Origin of the sequence: Pseudomonas sp. C8002, assembly GCF_013385765.1 — a bacterium.
GTDB lineage: Bacteria > Pseudomonadota > Gammaproteobacteria > Pseudomonadales > Pseudomonadaceae > Aquipseudomonas.
The window spans coordinates 51,112-70,187 of the sequence record NZ_JACAPJ010000029.1; the positions used below are offsets into that span (position 1 = coordinate 51,112).

The 19,076-nt window shown below is 62.5% G+C and carries 13 protein-coding genes; 3 read left to right on the plus strand and 10 right to left on the minus strand.

Going from position 1 to position 19,076, the window contains the following annotated elements:
* Positions 1-65: 65 nt before the first annotated feature.
* Genes HX814_RS26160 through HX814_RS26170 form a run of 3 tightly spaced genes read left to right on the plus strand, consistent with a single transcriptional unit; the run spans position 66 to position 2,684 of the window.
* On the plus strand, positions 66-761 hold the full coding sequence (locus HX814_RS26160; RefSeq protein ID WP_003218063.1) for an ABC transporter permease: 696 nt from the start codon (positions 66-68) through the stop codon (positions 759-761).
* Between the two features lie 38 nt (positions 762-799).
* Positions 800-1,489, plus strand: a complete 690-nt coding sequence (locus HX814_RS26165) for an ABC transporter permease (RefSeq protein ID WP_032899447.1) — start codon at positions 800-802, stop codon at positions 1,487-1,489.
* A complete protein-coding gene (locus HX814_RS26170; RefSeq protein ID WP_177009276.1) occupies positions 1,470-2,684 on the plus strand; it encodes a methyltransferase in 1,215 nt (404 codons plus the stop codon). The genes HX814_RS26165 and HX814_RS26170 overlap by 20 nt, the downstream gene beginning before the upstream one ends.
* A gap of 242 nt (positions 2,685-2,926) precedes the next feature.
* Here HX814_RS26170 and bcsQ (HX814_RS26175) read toward each other — a convergent pair whose 3' ends face one another.
* From bcsQ (HX814_RS26175) to bcsQ (HX814_RS26220), 10 genes are all read right to left on the minus strand, one after another.
* A complete protein-coding gene (gene bcsQ / locus HX814_RS26175; protein WP_177009277.1) occupies positions 2,927-3,868 on the minus strand; it encodes a cellulose biosynthesis protein BcsQ in 942 nt (313 codons plus the stop codon).
* A gap of 173 nt (positions 3,869-4,041) precedes the next feature.
* Positions 4,042-5,169 carry a cell division protein FtsQ gene (locus HX814_RS26180; RefSeq protein WP_008435708.1) on the minus strand — a complete coding sequence of 376 codons (1,128 nt, stop codon included), beginning with the start codon at positions 5,167-5,169 and terminating at the stop codon, positions 4,042-4,044.
* Between the two features lie 12 nt (positions 5,170-5,181).
* Complete coding sequence (locus tag HX814_RS26185; RefSeq protein WP_003218070.1) at positions 5,182-6,597, minus strand: MBOAT family protein; 1,416 nt, start codon at positions 6,595-6,597, stop codon at positions 5,182-5,184.
* A gap of 17 nt (positions 6,598-6,614) precedes the next feature.
* Positions 6,615-7,280, minus strand: a complete 666-nt coding sequence (locus HX814_RS26190) for an alginate O-acetyltransferase AlgF (RefSeq protein ID WP_003218071.1) — start codon at positions 7,278-7,280, stop codon at positions 6,615-6,617.
* A complete protein-coding gene (locus HX814_RS26195; RefSeq protein ID WP_003218072.1) occupies positions 7,280-7,951 on the minus strand; it encodes an SGNH/GDSL hydrolase family protein in 672 nt (223 codons plus the stop codon). The genes HX814_RS26190 and HX814_RS26195 overlap by 1 nt, the downstream gene beginning before the upstream one ends.
* 17 nt (positions 7,952-7,968) lie before the next feature.
* Positions 7,969-11,826, minus strand: coding sequence for a cellulose biosynthesis protein BcsC (locus HX814_RS26200; protein ID WP_008435712.1), 3,858 nt, complete (start codon positions 11,824-11,826; stop codon positions 7,969-7,971).
* Positions 11,808-13,004: a cellulose synthase complex periplasmic endoglucanase BcsZ gene (gene bcsZ, locus HX814_RS26205; protein WP_177009278.1), complete on the minus strand. Its 1,197-nt coding sequence runs from the start codon at positions 13,002-13,004 to the stop codon at positions 11,808-11,810. The genes HX814_RS26200 and bcsZ overlap by 19 nt, the downstream gene beginning before the upstream one ends.
* Complete coding sequence (bcsB, locus tag HX814_RS26210) at positions 13,001-15,259, minus strand: cellulose biosynthesis cyclic di-GMP-binding regulatory protein BcsB (RefSeq protein ID WP_008435714.1); 2,259 nt, start codon at positions 15,257-15,259, stop codon at positions 13,001-13,003. Before bcsB ends, bcsZ begins: the two co-directional genes overlap by 4 nt.
* Complete coding sequence (bcsA, locus tag HX814_RS26215) at positions 15,256-17,475, minus strand: UDP-forming cellulose synthase catalytic subunit (protein ID WP_177009279.1); 2,220 nt, start codon at positions 17,473-17,475, stop codon at positions 15,256-15,258. The genes bcsB and bcsA overlap by 4 nt, the downstream gene beginning before the upstream one ends.
* Complete coding sequence (bcsQ, locus tag HX814_RS26220) at positions 17,472-18,455, minus strand: cellulose biosynthesis protein BcsQ (RefSeq protein WP_177009280.1); 984 nt, start codon at positions 18,453-18,455, stop codon at positions 17,472-17,474. Before bcsQ (HX814_RS26220) ends, bcsA begins: the two co-directional genes overlap by 4 nt.
* Positions 18,456-19,076 lie beyond the last annotated feature (621 nt).

Here is a 19,076-nt window from a genome sequence, read left to right on the forward strand (position 1 = left end):
GGCCTGCCCGGCGTGCTCGCTTGAGTGCGCCGGTCCTGAGCTTTGCCTTGCGAAACGACTAAACCATGAATTTCGACCTCTACGGATTCGGCCCGGCGCTCGCCGCCGGCGCGCTGATGACCGTCAAGCTGGCGCTCACCGCCCTGTGCCTCGGGCTGGTGCTCGGGCTGGCCGGCGCCCTGGCCAAGACTTCCCCGTACAAGCCGCTGCAATGGCTTGGCGGCAGCTACTCCACCCTGGTTCGCGGCATCCCGGAACTGCTGTGGGTCCTGCTGATCTACTTCGGCACGGTCAACCTGATGCGCTCCCTCGGGGAGTTTTTCGGCAACCCCGACCTTTCCCTCAGCGCTTTCGCCGCCGGGGTGATCGCCCTGGGCCTGTGCTTTGGCGCCTACGCCACGGAAGTCTTCCGCGGCGCGATCCTGGCCATTCCCAAGGGCCACCGTGAAGCCGGTGTCGCACTGGGCTTGTCGAAGGTCCGGATCTTCACCCGCTTGATCATGCCGCAGATGTGGCGCATCGCGCTGCCGGGCCTGGGCAACCTGTTCATGATTCTGATGAAGGACACCGCGCTGGTCTCGGTGATCGGCCTTGAAGAAATCATGCGCCACGCGCAGATCGGCGTGACCGTCACCAAGCAGCCCTTCACCTTCTTTATGGTCGCGGCCTTCATGTACCTGGGCCTCACTGTCCTGGCGATGACCGGCATGCACTTCCTGGAAAAACGTGCCGCGCGCGGCTTTGCGAGGAGCACGCAATGAGTGGCGACTACAGCTGGCTGTCGCATTTCGACCTGGGCCTGAACTGGGCCGTGATCATCAAATGGCTGCCGAAACTGGCCCAGGGCGCAACCCTGACCCTGGAGCTGGTGGCCATCGCCGTGATCGCCGGCCTGCTGCTGGCAATCCCGCTGGGCATCGCCCGCTCGTCACGCCTGTGGTACGTGCGCACCCTGCCCTACTGCTACATTTTCTTCTTCCGCGGCACGCCGCTGCTGGTGCAGCTGTTCCTGGTGTACTACGGCCTGGCACAGTTCGACGCCGTGCGTGAAAGCTTCATGTGGCCGTACCTGCGGGACCCGTTCTGGTGCGCCACCGCCACCATGACCCTGCACACCGCCGCCTATATCGCCGAGATCCTGCGTGGCGCGATCCAGGCCATCCCGCCGGGTGAAATCGAAGCCGCGCGGGCGCTGGGCATGTCCAGGCCCAAGGCGCTGTTCTACATCATCCTGCCGCGTGCCGCGCGCATCGGCCTGCCGGCCTACAGCAACGAAGTGATCCTGATGCTCAAGGCCAGCGCCCTGGCCAGTACCGTGACCCTGCTGGAACTGACCGGCATGGCCCGCACAATCATTGCCCGCACCTACCTGCCGGTGGAGATCTTCTTCGCTGCCGGGTTGTTCTACCTGCTGATGTCGTACGTTTTGGTGCGCTTCTTCAAGCTGCTGGAGCGCTGGTTGCGGGTCGATGCCTGCCAGGGCCGCTGACGCCTTGTTGACGGGTGAGCACCTGCTCGCCCGCTTCCAGGCGCTGGATACGTTCCTCACCGAACATCAAGGGCTGTGGCGACCACGGCCCTTTACCCATCTGCAATTGCCGTGGGAAACCCAGCATCCCGAACTGGCCCATTGGCTGCGCCAGCGCTCGCTGGCCGAAGCGGAAAGCAGCCATAACCAGCCTCACCACCTGCCGGCGCCTGCGCCTTTCCCTGAGCTGGCCATGCAGTCGCTGAATCTCAGTGCTGTGGATAACTTACCGTCCCGCCCGCTACCGGCCGCCCGTCATCGCCTGAACGTCGATGTACCCGGCCGCAAATGGCAGCAGATCGAAGCCTTCGGCGCCGCGCTGCAATTTCGCCAAACCCCCGAACACTGGCTCGACTGGTGTGCCGGCAAGGGCCACCTCGGCCGCCGCCTGTTGCAACCCGAGCAGCAACTGACCTGCCTGGAATACGACCCGGCCCTCATCGCCTCAGGGCAAGCCCTCAGCGAACACCATCAATTGCCCGTCACCCATCGCCTGCAAGATGTGATGGCCGACGTACAGATCAGCCGCGACCAAACCCCGGTGGCACTGCACGCCTGCGGCGACCTGCATGTGCGCCTGCTCCGGCTGGCCAGCGCCGCCGGCTGCCAGCAGTTGGCCGTGGCGCCCTGCTGCTACAACCGCATCCGCGCCGAGCAGTACCAGCCGCTGTCGATTGCCGCCCAGGCGTCGTCACTGCATTTATCGGTGGAAGACCTCGGCCTGCCGCTGAGCGAAACCGTTACCGCAGGCGCGCGGGTGCGTCAGCAGCGCGATACGTCGATGGCCAGGCGCCTGGGTTTTGATGTCCTTCAGCGGCAACTGCGCGGGAGCGATGCTTACCTGCCCACTCCGTCCCTGCCCGCGAGTTGGCTGGCCAAGCCGTTCGCCGACTACTGCCGCGAACTGGCGGCCCTCAAGGGATTATCCACAGGGGAACAGCATTGGTCGGCACTGGAGGCCCAAGGCTGGCAGCGCTTGGCACAGGTGCGAAACCTGGAATTAGTGCGTGGTCTGTTTCGGCGCCCGCTGGAAATGTGGCTGGTACTGGACCGGGCATTGTTTCTCGAAGAAAACGGTTACAGGGTTCAAGTCGGCAGCTTCTGCGAAACACCGCTCACCCCGCGCAACCTGATGCTGCTCGCCGAGCGCAATTAAAGGGCATTTTGTCGCAGCGTGCCCTGTGGATAACTCTGTTGATGGAATTCTGGCAGAGGCCCTGCCGGCAAGCTTCGCGGGGCAAAATGCTGACTGGTCATTTTTTGTTCACAAAATAAAACGCACGCAAAACAGGCAGTTGCAGCGTGATGAGAACCGCTCCGCAAAATTGCGGTTTGATGACAGGTCGAACCAACCGATTGTGCATAAGCATCTGAGGTTAGCGGCATAACCCGGGCTTTTCAGTGGGCAACCAGCAGGCGGCAAAGCGCGTTTATATCGTCACAGGCCATGCTTGCGGCTTGGTTATCCAGCGGATCGCTGCCAAAAGCCAGGGCCTCGCTGATCGCCGGATCCCGATGCACCACCTCCAACAGGCTGTCACCCAGGCGCTTCCTGAACACCTCGACCATGTCCAGGCTGAAGCCCGAGGTCTCGTCGAGTTGGTTGATCACGAAGTGGCAACGCAGCGCCGGCCGATCATCAAGGTGTGGCGCCAGCAACTGCTCCATCTGCTCCAGGGTGCCAAGGGAGGCCGCATCCGCCTGGGCGATGACCAGCACCACATCGGCCACGTTCAGTGCCTGATGCAGGTAGACGTTATTGCCCGCCGGGGTGTCGATGATCACCGTGTCCTGCTCACTCAAGCCCAGGGCCGACAAATGTTGCGCCAGCCAATGCGGCTCCTGTTTCAGCCAGCGCTGGAGGTCTTCCTGCTGACGGATATCGGTTTCGCCAAACGTGATCACCTGGCAACCGGCAAAGCCTGAATGAAGGATCTGGCTCCAGCGCTCGTTGTGCAGGCTGGTGCGCCCGATGCCGGGCAAGGTATGGCTCAGGCCGAAGTGGTGATAGAGCGCGTTTTGCGGGTCCAGGTCCAGCGCCACCACTGGCTGTCCCAGGCGCTGCAAACCGCTGCTCAGCGCGGTGGCCAGGGTGCTGCGGCCGACGCCGCCATTGACCGAAACCAGCGCTACCACCTTCGCCCGGATGTTCGCGGCTTCGCGGGACTGCTCGTTGGCACAAGGGGAATGTCGGGAGAACGACGCGCCACTGCCCATATTGAGGCTGGCACTGTCGTCGACCGGCATGTCTTCGAAGAACTGCAGCATCGAATCCATCCCTTGAACATCACTGGCAGTCGTCTTATCGAACAACGAAAAAAGATCATCGGTACGGCTCATCGCCAACACTCCCTCACGACGCATCTTAAAGACGTGAAAGGTCAGCTGTACTGATGCTTACCGCAGGTCTTTTTGTGGGCGCCTTTGTGTACGCATTCTGTGACAAAGGAATGAAGGTGTCATTATTTTGGTGTTTCTGAAGAAATCTTTAAGACGAGCGGTAAATGGTCAATTTACTGACTAATCTTTATCGGGTCGTAAGGTGTTTGCAAATCCCGCTCCGGGATCTCCCAGATCAGCAGCTTGGGCGGCGTCTGCTTGAACGCCGGGCTGTCGAAATAAGCCTTGGCGGCGCCTGAAAATTCGCCGCCGTCCTTGCTGAAGTTACCCACCGGAGCGTTCAGGGCTTTTTGCAGGAAACCCACGAAATTCGAATTGCGCGAAAACGAGGTACCGATCAGCGCCACGTTCGGCAGGCCGGCGTCACCAAACAAATCGTCAGGGTTACTCGACGCCGCCGGGCCATTCTCATGCGCGGTGCTGGCCGCAACCTGCTCGCCCACCGGCTGTAACTTCGGCGGCAACCAATCGAGACCGGCCAGGCGCACCAGGTCACCCGGTCGCGGTGCGAGCGGTGCCTGGGTAATGTCGAAGGCTTGCTCCGGCGTGGCCTGGATACCGCGCTGCTGGATGCGCAGGGCCACGGCGCGGGCGCCGGCATTCGAGCCGATTTCGCTCCAGTGCGTGTCGGTACGCAGGTAGGCGTCCGGGCCGAGGGGTTTCAGGGTGTCGGTCAAATCCAGCACTTCAACGCCCGCCGCTTGCAACAGCGTGCTCCATTGCTGAATCCGACCATCCAGCACGGCCGGACGATACAAGCCGCAACGCTGGGCAGCGGCGATACGGGTTTTATCCGGCACCACCATCACTTGCAGATCAATACCGCGCTGGCCTAGCTGCTTTTTCAGGTCGATCACCGCGTCGGCCTTGGTGCGCGCATTGTCTTCGGCGTGGCGGTTGAGCTTCAGTTCATCGCTGATAAACAGCCAGCCCGGGCACCCCTGGCGCACCCGCGGCCCGGTGTCGCCGAACGCCAGCCAACTGGCGCCGCGCTCCAGGTTTGCCGCTTCGATGGCCATCGGTGCCTTGGACAGTTCCTTGGCAAACCGATGGGTCACTTCACCGTGCAGCAGCATGTCGCTGTCGACCTTGGGCGGCAGGAAACTCACCGGCCCCTTGACCATCAGCCAGACGCAAGACAACAGCCCCGCCGCCAGGAAAGGCACCAACACCCAGCCCGCCAGGGGGCTGGTGCGGACGGCCAATTCACTCGGTGGGGTCGGCGCGGTAGGGGCGGGCATCGTCAGGCTTCCTTAGAACTGAAAGTAGAGAAACGGCACGGCATCGCGGCTGGCAATCAGCGCGAACGACAACACAAACCCGGCCACCGGCCACAGCGATGCGGCCACCACAAACCAGGGCTGCGTACCAAAACGCTGCTCGCAGCGGGTCTGCCAGATCGGCGCGATGATGCACACCAAACCGAGCAACGCGGCCATGCCATGAGCCGGGCGCATGGCCACGGCCAACGCATCACCCAAGGCCATGCCATGCATGCCGAATTGGCCGGCGTACATGGTCAGTGCCGAATGGAAGTCCGGTGCGCGGAACAGCGTCCAGGCCAGGCACACAAACAGCAGCGTCAAGATGTGCGACAGCACCGGCGGAATGCTCGGCAGGCTCGAGCGCGACCACGCCCGGTCAATGCACAACGCGATACCGTGGGCCGAACCCCACAACAGGTAGTTCCAACTGTCGCCGCCATGCCACAACCCGGCAATCGCCATGGTCAGGAACAGGTTGCGGTAGGTACGCCATACGCCATCGCGGTTACCGCCGAGGGCGATGTACAGGTAGTCCCGCAGCCAGCTGGACAGCGACAAATGCCAGCGCCGCCAGAAGTCCTGGATGCTGCTGGCGAGGTATGGCCGGTTGAAGTTTTCCGGGAAGTGGAAGCCCAGCATCAAGCCCAGGCCGATGGCCATGGCACTGTAGCCGGCGAAGTCGAAAAACAGTTGCAACGAGTACGCCAGGCAGCCGATCCAGGCATCCACCAGGCTCGGATTTTCCAGGTGGAAGGCGATGTCCACCAACGGCGACAAGGTGTCGGCCACCAGCACTTTCATGCCCATGCCGATCATGAAACGCCGGGCGCCAAGGCTGAAATTCGGCCAGTTGAAATAACGCTGGTTCAGCTCGCGCCGCACCCAGTCATAACGAATGATCGGGCCCGCAATCGAGTGGCCGAACATCGAGATATAGGTCGCGTAATTGATGAAGCTGCGCTCCACCGGCACGGTGTGCCGGTGCACATCCACCAGGTACGAAATCGCCTGCAGCACAATGAACGACAACCCGGCCGGCAACGCCACGCGCTGCCAATCCAGCGGCATCGCGCCGTACCAGGTGATTACCTCACTCACGGTGCCCGCGACGATGTTGGCGTACTTGTACCAACACAGCACCGCGGTGTTGAACACGATCAACGCGATCAACAGCCGCACCCGGCCCTTGCCGTCTTCACGGGAACGGTCCACCAGCAAACCGCCGACCCACGCCACCACGGTCAACACCATGTGCAGGAACAGGAACAGCGGGCTCAACCAGCCGTAGAACAGCCAGCTGCCGATCAACAGGATGACGTTGCGCCAGCCCGGACGGGCCAGCGCATAAATCAACAGGAAGGCCGGCAGGAACAGCGTGAGGAATTCCAGTGAGGCAAAGACCATGGTGGTGTCGGGCCCGATCAGTTAGCGAGCGTGTCGGAGGTAAACAGCAACCTCGAACCGGCGGCCGATGGCAGTGCGAACACGCTGTAGCGTTCGCCGGCCTTGAGGGTGAAGGTCAGCGGCTGGCCCACCGGCGCGTTGGCGCACTTGAGCTGCACCGACAGTTCCACCGGGTTGATCATGCGGCGCGAAATCGCGCCTTCGGCGACCTTCTTGAACAGCTCGGCTTTTTGCGCCACGGCTTCCAGGCTCGCGTCGGCGCAGGCGGCGTCGGCGTTGATAAAGGCCAGCGAGGCCTTCAGTGCGTTGAAGTCATCCGGCTGTTCGTGGATCACCAACTGGCGCGTGCCGCCCTTGGCGTCCGGCACGGCCACTACGGTGGCGAACTCGCCCGGCGCGACGGTCACGGCCAGCTCGGAATCCTTGCCGCCCTGGCTCAACACACCCTTGATCGGGGTCTTGCCGCCCGACACCGGCAGGTAGTCAGACACCAGTTTGTCGCCACCCAACACCAGGCTGGCCTTGGAGCCCTGGGGCAGCAATTTCAGCTCGCCGTCGGTGCCGTTGGCCAGGCGCAGGAACGCCGAATCCTTCTCCGGGCCGGTGGGGTAAAGCGGGATGTCGGCGCTGTAGGCACTGACGCTGGCGAGCAAGGTCGCCAGGCCCAGGGTAATCCGTTTCATTATTGCGCTCCTTTGCCCACGGCGGCCGGTGGCAACTTCGCCAGGGAGTCGCCGATCGCCTTGGCCCACTTCTGGTAGCCGTCGATGGTGAAGTGCTGGCCGTCGGTGGTGATCCACTGGCCCGGCTTGGAGAAGGTCAGCGAGTCAACGTAGGTGCACGGCGCCACGTTGGTGGCGAGGAACTGCGACATCACCTTGGTGCGCGCATCATCCTTCTTGTACTGCGAACCGACCTTGCCCCACGCCGGCCCGACCCACACACACTTGGTGCCGGTTTCGGTGATGGCCTTGGTCAGGGAAGTCACGCTTTTCCAGGCCCAGACTTTCGGGAACTGCGGCTCCGGGTACGAGGCCATGGTGTCGGCGATGATGATCACCACCAGGTCCGGCTTGTCCTTGGCGATCAGGTCTTTGATCGGGGTGGTGCTCATGGCGTTCTTGCCGAAAATCTCGGCCTTGCCAACCGGCAGGCGCTCGGCACCGCACTCGACTTTCTTCGGCACGATCCAGTCGGCTGCACCGGCGCCGCACGCGCCGATGGAGTGAACCTTGGCGCCCTGGGCGGTGAGGTTGTCCTGCAGCGGGTTGAGCAGTGAATCAGGAAAGCTCATGTGACTTTCGCCCAATACCAGCAGGGTCAGGCCGGCAATAGCAGAAGCGGAAACAGGCATGGATGACTCCTATCAAATCAATTCGAATAAGGGGAACGGTACGGACTGACCGGCAAGGGCATAGGCCCGCTCAGGTCTTCAAACAAGTAGCGCAGGTAGGCGTTACCGACGTACTGGCGATAGTCCTGAGCGTTGTCGAGACCGACTTCGCCACCCAGGTAAAAGCGCGAGCTGAGGCGGTATTCGGCGGCGGCGTTGAAGCTGTAGCCGATGCCGGTCTTGCTGTCCTTGGCGTATTTCGGATCGCCCCGGGTCGGGTCATTTTGGTAATCGCTATGCCCCGGGAAATAATCGACCGCATCTTGCTCGATATGCTGGATGCCCACCGAACTTTTTATCTGGTAGCTGAACCGATCAAAACTCTGCGCCCAGCGCACCGGCACACCCAGGGAGAAGAAGCGCTGCGGGCTGAAGTAACCGCCCTGGCCGTAGGTGTAGTAACCCTGGTTTTCCTTGAAGCCCATGACCGAACCGCTGATGCCGAGGGTCAGGGTGTCGGTCGGGGTATTGCGCAGGTACCAGTAGATGCCGCTGCCCAGTTCCAGCCGGGTGTTGTCTTCGACGTTGTTGCCCAACAGCTCGTGCAACGAGGCGTAGCCATACACACCGAGCTTCTGGTTGTCGTAGCTCAGGTCGCCACGCCCGCCGTTGGCGGTCACGCCGCCCCATTTCTCGCCGGTACGCTTGTCTTCGGAACCGGCAAAGGAGGTCACACTGTCGGTGACCGGGCGCCGCGAAACGTTGACCCCGTAACGGAAGTTGGAGCCCTGGGAGAACGGCCGCGAGACGCTGGCGCCACCGACGATGGTGTCGTACAGAAAGCCCAGCGGGCTCACACCAATGTCGGCCTTGAGGCCTTCATCCGGGTTCTCCACGGCAACGGCCAGACCGACGCCCGTGTCGCTCTGGGAGCCCGCCGGGTTGGCCGTGCCACCGCCAAAGCGTGTGGCAGAGTCGCTCTTCACGCTGCCGGAACTCACATGCACCGGCGTCACGCGCAGCGCAACGTTCAGATCCCCCACCGGCATCCGCGCTTCAAACGGCGCCTCGACGTCAGTGATTTTGCTCAAGCCGCTTTCGCCATTGTTGCTGCGAACGCTCAAGCCCTGCACCAGGTAACCGGTGCGATCCCGCAGGATCGTATCCAGCGCACGACGTGCCGGGCTGAGGTTGGCGGTGTCGAGTGCAGCAATGCTCGACGGTGGCTCGAACGGCTCGTTCCAGTTGTTCGACGCCGGACGCGCGGAGGCTGCCAGGGCATTGTCCGGCACGACATTGGTCGGTGCATCAATCGGCGGCGGCACGGCGCCGGCAACGGTCAGGTCGGTGACCTGGCGACGCTGGCCCGGCAAGCCGACGAAGGGGTTGTAAGGCACGCCCTGGGAGCCGGCCTGAGCCAATTGCGTCTGGCTCTTCTGGCTGTTCTCAATCGCCAACGCCTTGCGCAGCAGTGCAGCGGCTTCGTTGTTCTTGCCCAGCCCCTGATAGATGCGCGCAGCCGAGGTGAGGATCTCGGGGTTGCCCGGTTCCAGGGACAGCGCCTTTTCACTGGCGCTTTCCGCCAGGCCACGATCACGGCCCTGCAAGGCGATATCCGCCAGGCCCAGTTGCAGGCGAGCGTTGTTCGGGTTCTGCTGAATCAGCGGCGCATAAAGCTCCATGGCCTTTTTGCTGTTGCCGCTGGCCGCGTACATCCGCGCCAGGGCACCTACCGCCATAGCGTCGTTGGGACGCTGGGCAAGGGCCGGCGACAGCATGTCGTAGGCCGCGACCAGGTCGTTTTTCTCACGCAGGGCATCAGCCTGTTTGACCCGGTACAGGTAGATCAAATCGTCGTAACGCTGGCGACCGGTTTCACTCAGCGGCTTGCCCTGCACTTCACGCAGGATGTCGCCCGCCTCGGTGTAGTGGTTGGCCTTGAGCAGCACGTTGGCGTACAGCAGTTTCTGGTCGACAGTCGGGTTCGGATTGTTATCCAGAACCTTCTGCATGATATCCAGGCCCTGCTGCGTCGCGCCGACTTCCACATAAGCGGCCGCCAGCACCGCCAGGCGCTCAGGCTTCTGCCGGGTCATGGCTTCACTGCGGCCCAGCAGCGCGAGGGCTTCCGGGCGTTGGCCACGGCGGGCGGTCTCGATGGCGATGTCGGTCTGCTTGTGCAGCGCGATATCGATACCCAGCTCGTTCATGTCAGCGGTACGTTGCCCCGCAGGGATACGCGCCAGGGTCTCTTCAGCCTTTTTCCACTCACCCAGCTCCGCCGACAGCAGCGTGCTGGTGTACAGCGCGTCCGGCTGGTTCGGCTGCTTGGCCAGCAAGCCGTCGATCAAGGCACGGGCGTTGCGAATCTGGCCGTCGCGCAGGTAAATGCGCGCCAGGGCGAAGCGCGTCCACGGGTTTTCCGGGTCGGCATCAAGGGCTTGTTTGTAGGCGGCTTGCGCGGCTTTCAAATCGCCCCGCTGCTCGGCCAGCTTGCCGACCTGGGTAGCGCGCAACGCGGTGATTTTCACACTCGGCGCGAACTTCGCGCGCTCGGCGGGCGACACCGAGTCGATCAGCTTCAAGGCTTCTTCCGGCTGCCCGGATTGGGACAGCACGTTGATCAAGCCGCTCAGCGCGTCCGGGTCGCCAGGATGACGGGCGAGCACTTTGCGGTAGCCGGCTTCGGCGGTGTCGAACTGATTGTCCTGGGCCTGGAAACCCGCCAGTGCCACGGCAGCGCCGGGCTGGCCAGGGTTCAAGCGTTCGGCCTGGGCCACCAGGTCGCGGGCCTGGCTGCCGCGCCCGCCACGCTGGGCGTCACGGGCCTGGTTGAGCAGGTTCCAGTAGCGCACATCATTGAGCGCCGACTGCCATGCCGCGCCCCCCGGCAAACGGGTGGCTTGTACGAGGTAGCTTTCAGCCTCGCTGAAGCGCTGCTGCTGTTGACGCAGCACGCCCATGCCGCCGAGGGCATCGACGTCATTGGATTTTTCATTGAGGCGCGCCGCCAATAGCGGCTCGGCGGTTTTCAGGTCGCCGTCATCCAGCGCCTTGAACGCCTTGGTCATCTGCGGATCACGCTGCCAACCGGCGCCGGTCTTGCCTTGGGCAATGCCCTTGTTCATCAGCGCGCGGATTTCGCTGTCGTCCGGATGCGCCGCCAGAAACTGCTGGAACAACGGCACCTGGTCGCTCTTCGGCGGGCCGAGCCAGATCAGCGCAAAGCGCCAGGTTTCATCGGCGTTGCCGCCCACGTCGTTGTTCGGGGCCAGCTTGGCCAGGGCGCGGATGCCGTCGGCGCGGGTGGCCGGGTTACGCGCCAGATGCTTGGCCAGGAACAGCGCCACAATCGGGTCGTTCGGCCGCTCGCGAGACAAACGCTGCAAGCCGGCGATGGCCTCGTTCGTGCCCTTGGGCGTGAAGCCCAGGGTGTTGTAATACTCGCGGGCAAGCAGGCCCTGGGGCTGGCGCCCCTGGAAGATCTGGCGATACAGCGCCACCGCTTGTTCGCGCTCTTCTTCAGGCTCGCCGAGTTCACGGGCCTGTTCCAGCAACTTGGCGTTGGCCGGGATGTTGACGGTGATGTCCTGCTCCAGCAGCAAGGCCTGGCGCGGTACCGGGCTCAGCGCCTGCAGGCGGGCCAGGTACTTTTGCGCTTCGGCCGGACGCTGTTGTTGCACCTGGATCAAGCCGATGCCGTACAGCGCATCCGGCTGTTCGGGGCTCAGGCGCAGCAGTTTCTGCCAGGTCTCGAGGGCGCGTTCCGGGTTCTTTTTCGACTGCCAGTAATAGCCCTGCTCGATCAGCAGGCTTTGCGGGTCAGTGGTTTCGGCAAAGCTGGCGCTGGAAGCCAGGGCCGCCAGAATCGCAATGGCTAGCGTGTGACGGCGCATGCAGACTCCCAGGATAATTTCACCGTGCCGTCTTGTTCGAAACGGTACTTTTGATCAGCGAAGCCCTGGCCGAACAGGCTGAGCATGTAGTCGTAGTAAATCGGCTGGGCGCTGTCCGGGGCCGAAGGCGCGAGCGCCTTGGCAAGGGCGTCGTCGACTTTCTGCTTTTGCAATTGCGCCAGGGCGGTTTCGCCACGGGCCTGGAAGAAGGCCATGGTGGAGGCCGAGAACCCCGTCGGCGTGTAGCCGTTGTTTTTCTCGACTTCACCGGTCAGCACGTGGACTTTCTCCGGCGGCAAACCGCTGACCGACGCAGCGGTGGCACGGGAAATCCCGCCCAAGGCCTTGAGCATCGGCGCGGCCAGCGGGTCGCTCTTGGCGGTCATGCCGGCCCAGAGGTAAGTGCGGATCGCGTCGTAGCTGCCCAGGTCATCGGAAAACGGGTCGACGATAAACAGCCCGGTGTTCGCGCTGGTGGCGCGATAACCGACCCAGTTGGCCGCCAGGCCATGGGGATTGCTCGGCAGGTCGGCGAGCATCTTCGCGTTGCTCTCGGCCACTTCGTTCCAGCCGGCGTTCGGGCGCTCTTTTGCAAAGCGGCGCAGTTGCGGCAGTACTTGATAGCTGGGGTTGAAGCGCCACAGGCCTCCCGCGTGTGCATAGCCTACCGGCCCCGGCAACAGCATCTTGCCCAGGCCCGGTACGCGCACTATCAGGTTGCGTTCAACGTTGGCCAACACCAGTTGCGCGTCGCTGCGGTACTGCGGTGCGTTCCACACACGCGCGGCTTCGAGCAACGCATAGGCCATCCACAAATCGGCGTCGCTGGCGGAGTTGCTGTCGATCGCACCCCACTTGCCATCGTCACGCTTGCCCCACAGCCAGGCCGGCAGGTTCTGGCCGATATCGGCGCCCGCCATGTTGGACTTGGTCCAGGTCCAGAGCTTGTCGAAGGTCGCCCGGTCGTTGCCCACCAGGGCAAAGAACATCGCGTACGACTGCCCTTCCGAGCTGCTTTCCGTCGGCTTCATGGACGAGTTCAACACCCGGCCATCGTCCTGGATAAAGCGCTTGGCATAGTTCTGCCACAGCGGCCAATCGCAGGTCTGTGCCTGGGCGGCACCGGCAAGCAATGTGCTGCCAATCACCGCCAGGATCGCGCTACGCAAAGGGTTCATGCCAACCGCCGTTTTGCACGGGCACGCAGTGCCAGATAGATCAGGCAGGTCAGCACCAGCAGCCCCAGGAAGGTAATCGCCAGCATCCAGCCCAGGTTCTGGGACAGCTGCCATTGCATGAATTTGAAGTAGTTCAGGTCGCCGACGTAGTACTGCTGGTCCGCGACCAACGAGCTGATCTGCGTGCCCTGCACCACCGCCAGGCTGCCCTGGATCGAGTCTTTGTAGTCGTCACCGCCAATCAGCGCCGAGGTCGCTTCAAGCAGGCCCTGAGGCTGGTTGCTGGCGATCAGCACCACGCTGCGCCCGGCCTTGAGCGGCGATTGGAAGCCGGCGAACCAGGTGCTGTTGCTCAGGCCGCTGAAGGTGATGCCGGCATTGGCCGTATGCTGGTTGGCCGCGGCGTCCGGGCTGATCCAGCTGCGCACATAACGTGGCAGGTCAGACAACAGGAAGTGGTGCTGCAGGCCGTCACTGGTGGCCGGCAGGTATTGCTGCCATTGCTGCAGCAGCGGCTGGTTGCCGCCGGTGGCGAGCACCAGCAGGTCTTTGTCCGCAACGCTTTGCACGTCTTTGGCCTGCACCACTTTGACGGCGGTGGCCGGGTAGCCGGTGGACTCGCCGAAGCGGCCCATCACAGTCAGGTAAGCGCTCAATTCATCGGTGCCGACGTTGTCCGGCATCACCACCGCCGACTCCGAAAGGTCAGCCAGACGAGTGAACGGGAAGCCGGAATCGTTGAACACGCCGAGGTTCGGCATGGCGATAAAGTGCTGGTAGCTGCTCAGGTCCAGGCTCGAGTCCGGGTCAATCGCACCGCGCATGTTGTCGACGATGATGTCCCGGCATTCGCCTTCCTTGATGTAGTCGTACATGAAGCGCAGTTGCAGCTTGGACTTGGGCGAAGCCGAGCTGATCGGCAACAGGGTCGTCACTTCACGGGGCAGGGTTTCGTCTTTCTTCAGCTGGTCCAGCAGGCTCTGCCCACCGCCCAGGTTGCTCACCGACGGCAACGCGACAGACTTCATGAACTGGTCGTTCAGGCCGATCAGCAAGGAGGAGTTGGTGGACACCTGCTGCGGCGTGTAGCGGTATTTGACGTTGAGCGGCACGCCCTCTTCACGCCAGTTGAACAGGTCGGGCGGCAGGCGCAGGTCGACGCTGATCGGGCCCGGGTTGTAGCCGGAGACGTTGAGTTTTTTCAGTTCTACCAGCTCGCCAAGGCGTACCGGACGGTTGCTGGGCAGCCAGTTCGGCGCGTCGTAAGGGCTGCGCGGGGCCAGGGTGTCGAGCCTGGTGATGACCACGCTGTTGCCGGTCAACACCGGGTTGCCCAGCACCACGGCGGTGGCGGCACGCTTGAGTTCAGCGCCATCACGGCCGGAGACGATCAGCAGCTTGCCATTCGGGTCGTTGGGGTTGGTGATCAGGGTCAGGGTCGGCCCTTTAGGCTCAGGGACCGCCACACCGTGTACATCCACAGCCTGGGTACTTTGCACCAGCACGATGGCGTTGCCCTTGGCCGGAATCTCGCCAAGGGTGGTCGGGAACGTCGCACCCCGGTAGCTGGCCAAGCCGCCTACCCACGACGACAGCGCGCCGGCAGCTTCCAGCGCGGCGTTGTCCGGCGCGCTGGCAAACACGAACGGCAAGCTGACCTGGCGCGCATCGCGCTTGTCGAAGAACGGCAGCGGCAACACCGACAGGTCGTCTTTCAAGACGATCGGCTGCACCTGCACTTTCAGCTCACTGCTGTTGCTGATCTTGGCCCACAGGCTGCTGTGCAGCGGGTCTTCACAGGACATGGTGTAGTGGCCGATGAACTGCAGGCTCAAGCGGTTGAATTCGGTGATCAGGTGCGCCGGAATCTGCACCAGTTTTTCCTGCTGGATGCCTGCGCCTTCCTTGGGCAGCGGCAGGCTGGCGGCGACTTCGTCGTTGACCAGCACGTTGATCTGCGACAGGTCCGCCAGCAGCGCCGGCGAGTAGCTGTACTTGAGCAACAGTTGCGCGCCCTTCACCACTTCATCGGCACGGATGTCGAAGTTGACGCTGTCGGACGCTTCCACGCCTTGCAGGTTCATGGTGTCGCGACGGCCCAGTTGCTTGAGGGTCAGGCTGTAGCCGTCGTCAGTGCTCTGCACCGCAACAGCGGGTGCAGCGGCCTGTGCCTGCGAGCCCAAGCCCAGCAGCGAAGCGATCATCAGCGCGAGCACGCCGCGCGACTGCGGGCGGGCAAATAGTGTGGAAGTCATGGCTTGTCCATCAGCGTATCGAGCGGTTGTGAGGGAGTGCGGCGCAGGGCCAGACGCAATTCATGCAGCGTGGCGCGACCCAGGGTAAACAGGCCGCCGATGCCGATGGCACCGACTTCACGCAGGGCTGACAACGGTGTATCGGGCTGGCCGGCGCCCCAACTCGCGGCCCAGGTGTCGGCGCGGGAAAACGTCAGGCGTACCAGTTCGCTTTGTTGGCGCAGGGACAGTGCATCGAATTGCGCGCCAATCTGCGCGCCCTTGCTGAACACCACCCGCGCCTGGAACAGGCTGTCTTGTCCGTTGCGCGACAGCACCAACTGCAACTGTTCGCCCCGGGCAATCTGGTGCCCGTCGGCGAGGATCAGGCCGAAGCCGTTCTGCGAGAAATCCTGGGTCGTGCCTTTGAGCACACGACCGTCGGCGCAGATCACACTGACCGGCAATTTCGCGCTGACCCGCGGCTCGGAGCGCACTTGCCGCGCTTCGGAAGCCACTGCCACTGCCGCGCTGGTGATGATCAGGTTGTAGAGGGTCCAGGTCAGGTTGATCGCCACGGTGACCGCGGTGGACTCGTCGCCCCAGATCAATTGATACAGACCGAAGCACAGCCCGACCAGGTTCACCGCCAGCAGTACCAGGTACGGCCGGGCGAGTTTCCAGTCGAAGAATTGCTTGTCGATGATTCCGCCCTTGTCGGTGACGTTGAAGCCGCCCGCCTTGGGGTTGACCAATGCAACCAATACCGGCGGCAGGATGTACCAGGCCAGTACGGTCTCGTAGACCTCGTTCCAGAACGAGTGGCGGAAGCGCCCCTGGATCCGCGAGTTGGTCAGGCTCGAATGCACGAGGTGGGGCAACACATAGGCGACAATCATCAGCGCCGAGGCGTGGAAAATCTGCGCGCCGAAAATCAGGTAGGCCAGCGGCGCGGTGAGAAACACCAGCCGCGGCAAGCCATAGAAGAAGTGCAGCATGGCGTTGGCGTAGCAGATGCGCTGCCCCCACTTCAGGCCTTTGCCCAGCAGCGGATTGTCGGTGCGGAAAATCTGCGCCATGCCCCGCGCCCAACGGATGCGCTGGTTGATGTGGCGTGACAGGCTTTCGGTGGCCAGGCCAGCGGCTTGCGGGATCGCCAGGTAAGCGGTGTTGTAGCCCAGGCGGTTGAGCTTGAGCGCGGTGTGGGCGTCTTCGGTGACGGTCTCGACGGCCACGCCGCCGATTTCCAGCAAGGGCTTGCGGCGGATCACCGCACACGAGCCGCAGAAGAACGTCGCGTTCCACAGGTCGTTGCCGTCCTGCACCAGGCCGTAGAACAACTCGCCCTCGTTGGGCACGGCGCGGAAGGTGTCGAGGTTCTTTTCAAACGGGTCGGGTGAAAAGAAGAAGTGCGGCGTTTGCAGCATCGCCAGCTTGGGGTCCTTGAGGAACCAGCCGAGGCTGACTTGCAGGAAGGAACGGGTCGGCACGTGGTCGGCGTCGAACAGCGCGATGTACTCGCCGTCGGTGACCTTCAACGCTTCATTGAGGTTGCCGGCCTTGGCGTGGAAATTGTTGTCGCGCCGGATGTAGTTCACGCCGATCTTGCGGCAGAAATCGCGGAAGTCGTCGCGACGGCCATCGTCGAGCACGTGGACGCGCAACTTGTCCTTGGGCCAGTCCATCGCCTGGGCGGCGAAGATGGTCAGTTTGACGATGCTCAACGCCTCGTTGTAGGTCGGGATGAACACGTCGACCGTGGGCCACTCCGACGGTTCGGTCTTGAGCCACACCGGCCCGCGGCGCAGCGGCCAGGCGGTTTGCACGTAGCCGAAGATCAGCACCACCAGCGCGTACAGCTCGGCGAGCACCAGGCCGTAGCCGAACAGCATGTCGAGCCAGGTTTCAAAACCCAGGGTGGAAGTCAGCCGCCAGTACATGTAGCGCAGCGACGCCACCAGCGACAACACCACCAGCGCGAGGATCGCCATGCGCCCGGGAATCTTGCGCAGCACCAGCACCGCGAGGAAGCACACGGCGGCAAACAGGCATTGGCTATAGAGGTCCAGCGGGGCGCTGACAATGCTCACCAACAGCAAGGTGCCGACCACACAACTGATCACCACCAGCACTTTGCGCAGCGTATCGGGCCAGCGATTGAAGCGCGAAATCGCGGCGTCCAGCCGCTGCTCGGCGCGCCCCGGAGTGTGGGGCGTAGAGGACGTAGTGTCGGTCATGGAAGGTCCGAATCGATGCGTTCGAGCAGCGTGCGGCACAGGGCGTGAATGTCCTGGCAGCCGAGACTGTTGACGGTAGGGTCGAGGGGATCGCGGCCGCAGGCCTGGGCTTCACTGAACACCGGGTCACGGTGGACCGTGCCGAGCAGTGCATCGCCGAGGCGGGCCTTGAACACTTCGGCCATGTCCAGGCTGAAGCGGTGGGCGCCGTCGAGTTGGTTGATCACGTAGTAACGCTGTGGTGGTTTTTCGCACTCAAGGTACGGCGCCAGCACACTGTCCATCTGGGCCAGGGTGCTGAATGAGGAAACATCCGCCTGCACCGCCACCAACACCACGTCTGCCAGGGCCATGGCCTGGTGCAGGTACACCGTGTTGCCGGCAGGCACGTCGATCACCACCGTGTCCTGGCCATTCAACTGCAAGCCGGCCAGGTGCCGGGGCAGCCATTGGGCGTCTTCGCCGAGCCAGCGATTGAGGTTTTTTTGCTGGTCGTTGTTGGTCTCACCGAAGGCCACCAGACGGCAACCGGCAAAGCCGCGCTCAGCCAGGCCTTCCCAGGACTCATTGCTCAAGCTCGTCGCGCCGATGCCGGGCAAATTCAGGCCCAGGCACAAGTGATGACGCAGGGCATTTTGCGGGTCCAGGTCCAACGCCACGGCCGGGTGGCCTTGACGCTGCAAGCCGCTGGCAATGGCCGCGGTCAGCGTGCTGCGACCGACACCGCCCTTGAGCGAGACCACCACGATCACCTTGGGTGAGGATTGATCCGAGTACACCTCACCGGTCGGCCCTTCGACCACTTCGGGAGGTTGCAGGTGATCGGCTTCGCCCTGGGTCAGCTCTTCGAGCAAGCGCAGCAATGGCGCCGACGGCGGCTCATCCAGCGCGACGGTGCAAGCGGTTTGGGCCGGGATGGGCACGGCGTCGAAACGCTCGACCACCACGTCATCCTCAAGATAATCATGGACGGCGTACATCTCCCGGTAGCCATTTGGATTGGCGCCCAGCTTATTGAATAGTTTTGAAATATCGTCTGCGCGACTCACCCACGGCCCTCCCCGGTTATTACGCTTTAAAGGCGTTAAAAAGGTCAGCCCGTTGAGCTGACCTTGGTTTTTCTAGTTATGTGTTGGCTGGCGGCATTCTGTGATATCAGATTGATGGTGTCAGTATTTTGATGCTTTTTGATGAATTCTTTCCGACGAGCGGCTGAGTGCCGTATTTTTGACTTATTTAGCGAATTTTTATCATTTTCTTTCAGATCAGAAGCTTGCGGCGGCTTCTAACAATTTTTCTGGCCGCATGGTCAGGAAAAATTGCTTAGCTGACGAATCAAATTACAACTTAGTAATTAACCGCCAACGTTCCGTAAACCGGGTTAAACGATTCCGCTATTTATATGACGTTTAATATTTCGAAACAGAATACGGTAAGACTCACCTTATTCAAGGGAAAAACGATGACCGTTATGTCGAAAACATCTAAGAGAAAGACCATGAGGCACTAATGCCTCTAATGGATATGTTTCTGTATCAAGTTGTATGCAATCCCCTTCTCAACACATGCCGAGGCAAAACGCCGGGGTGCATGACACAGGC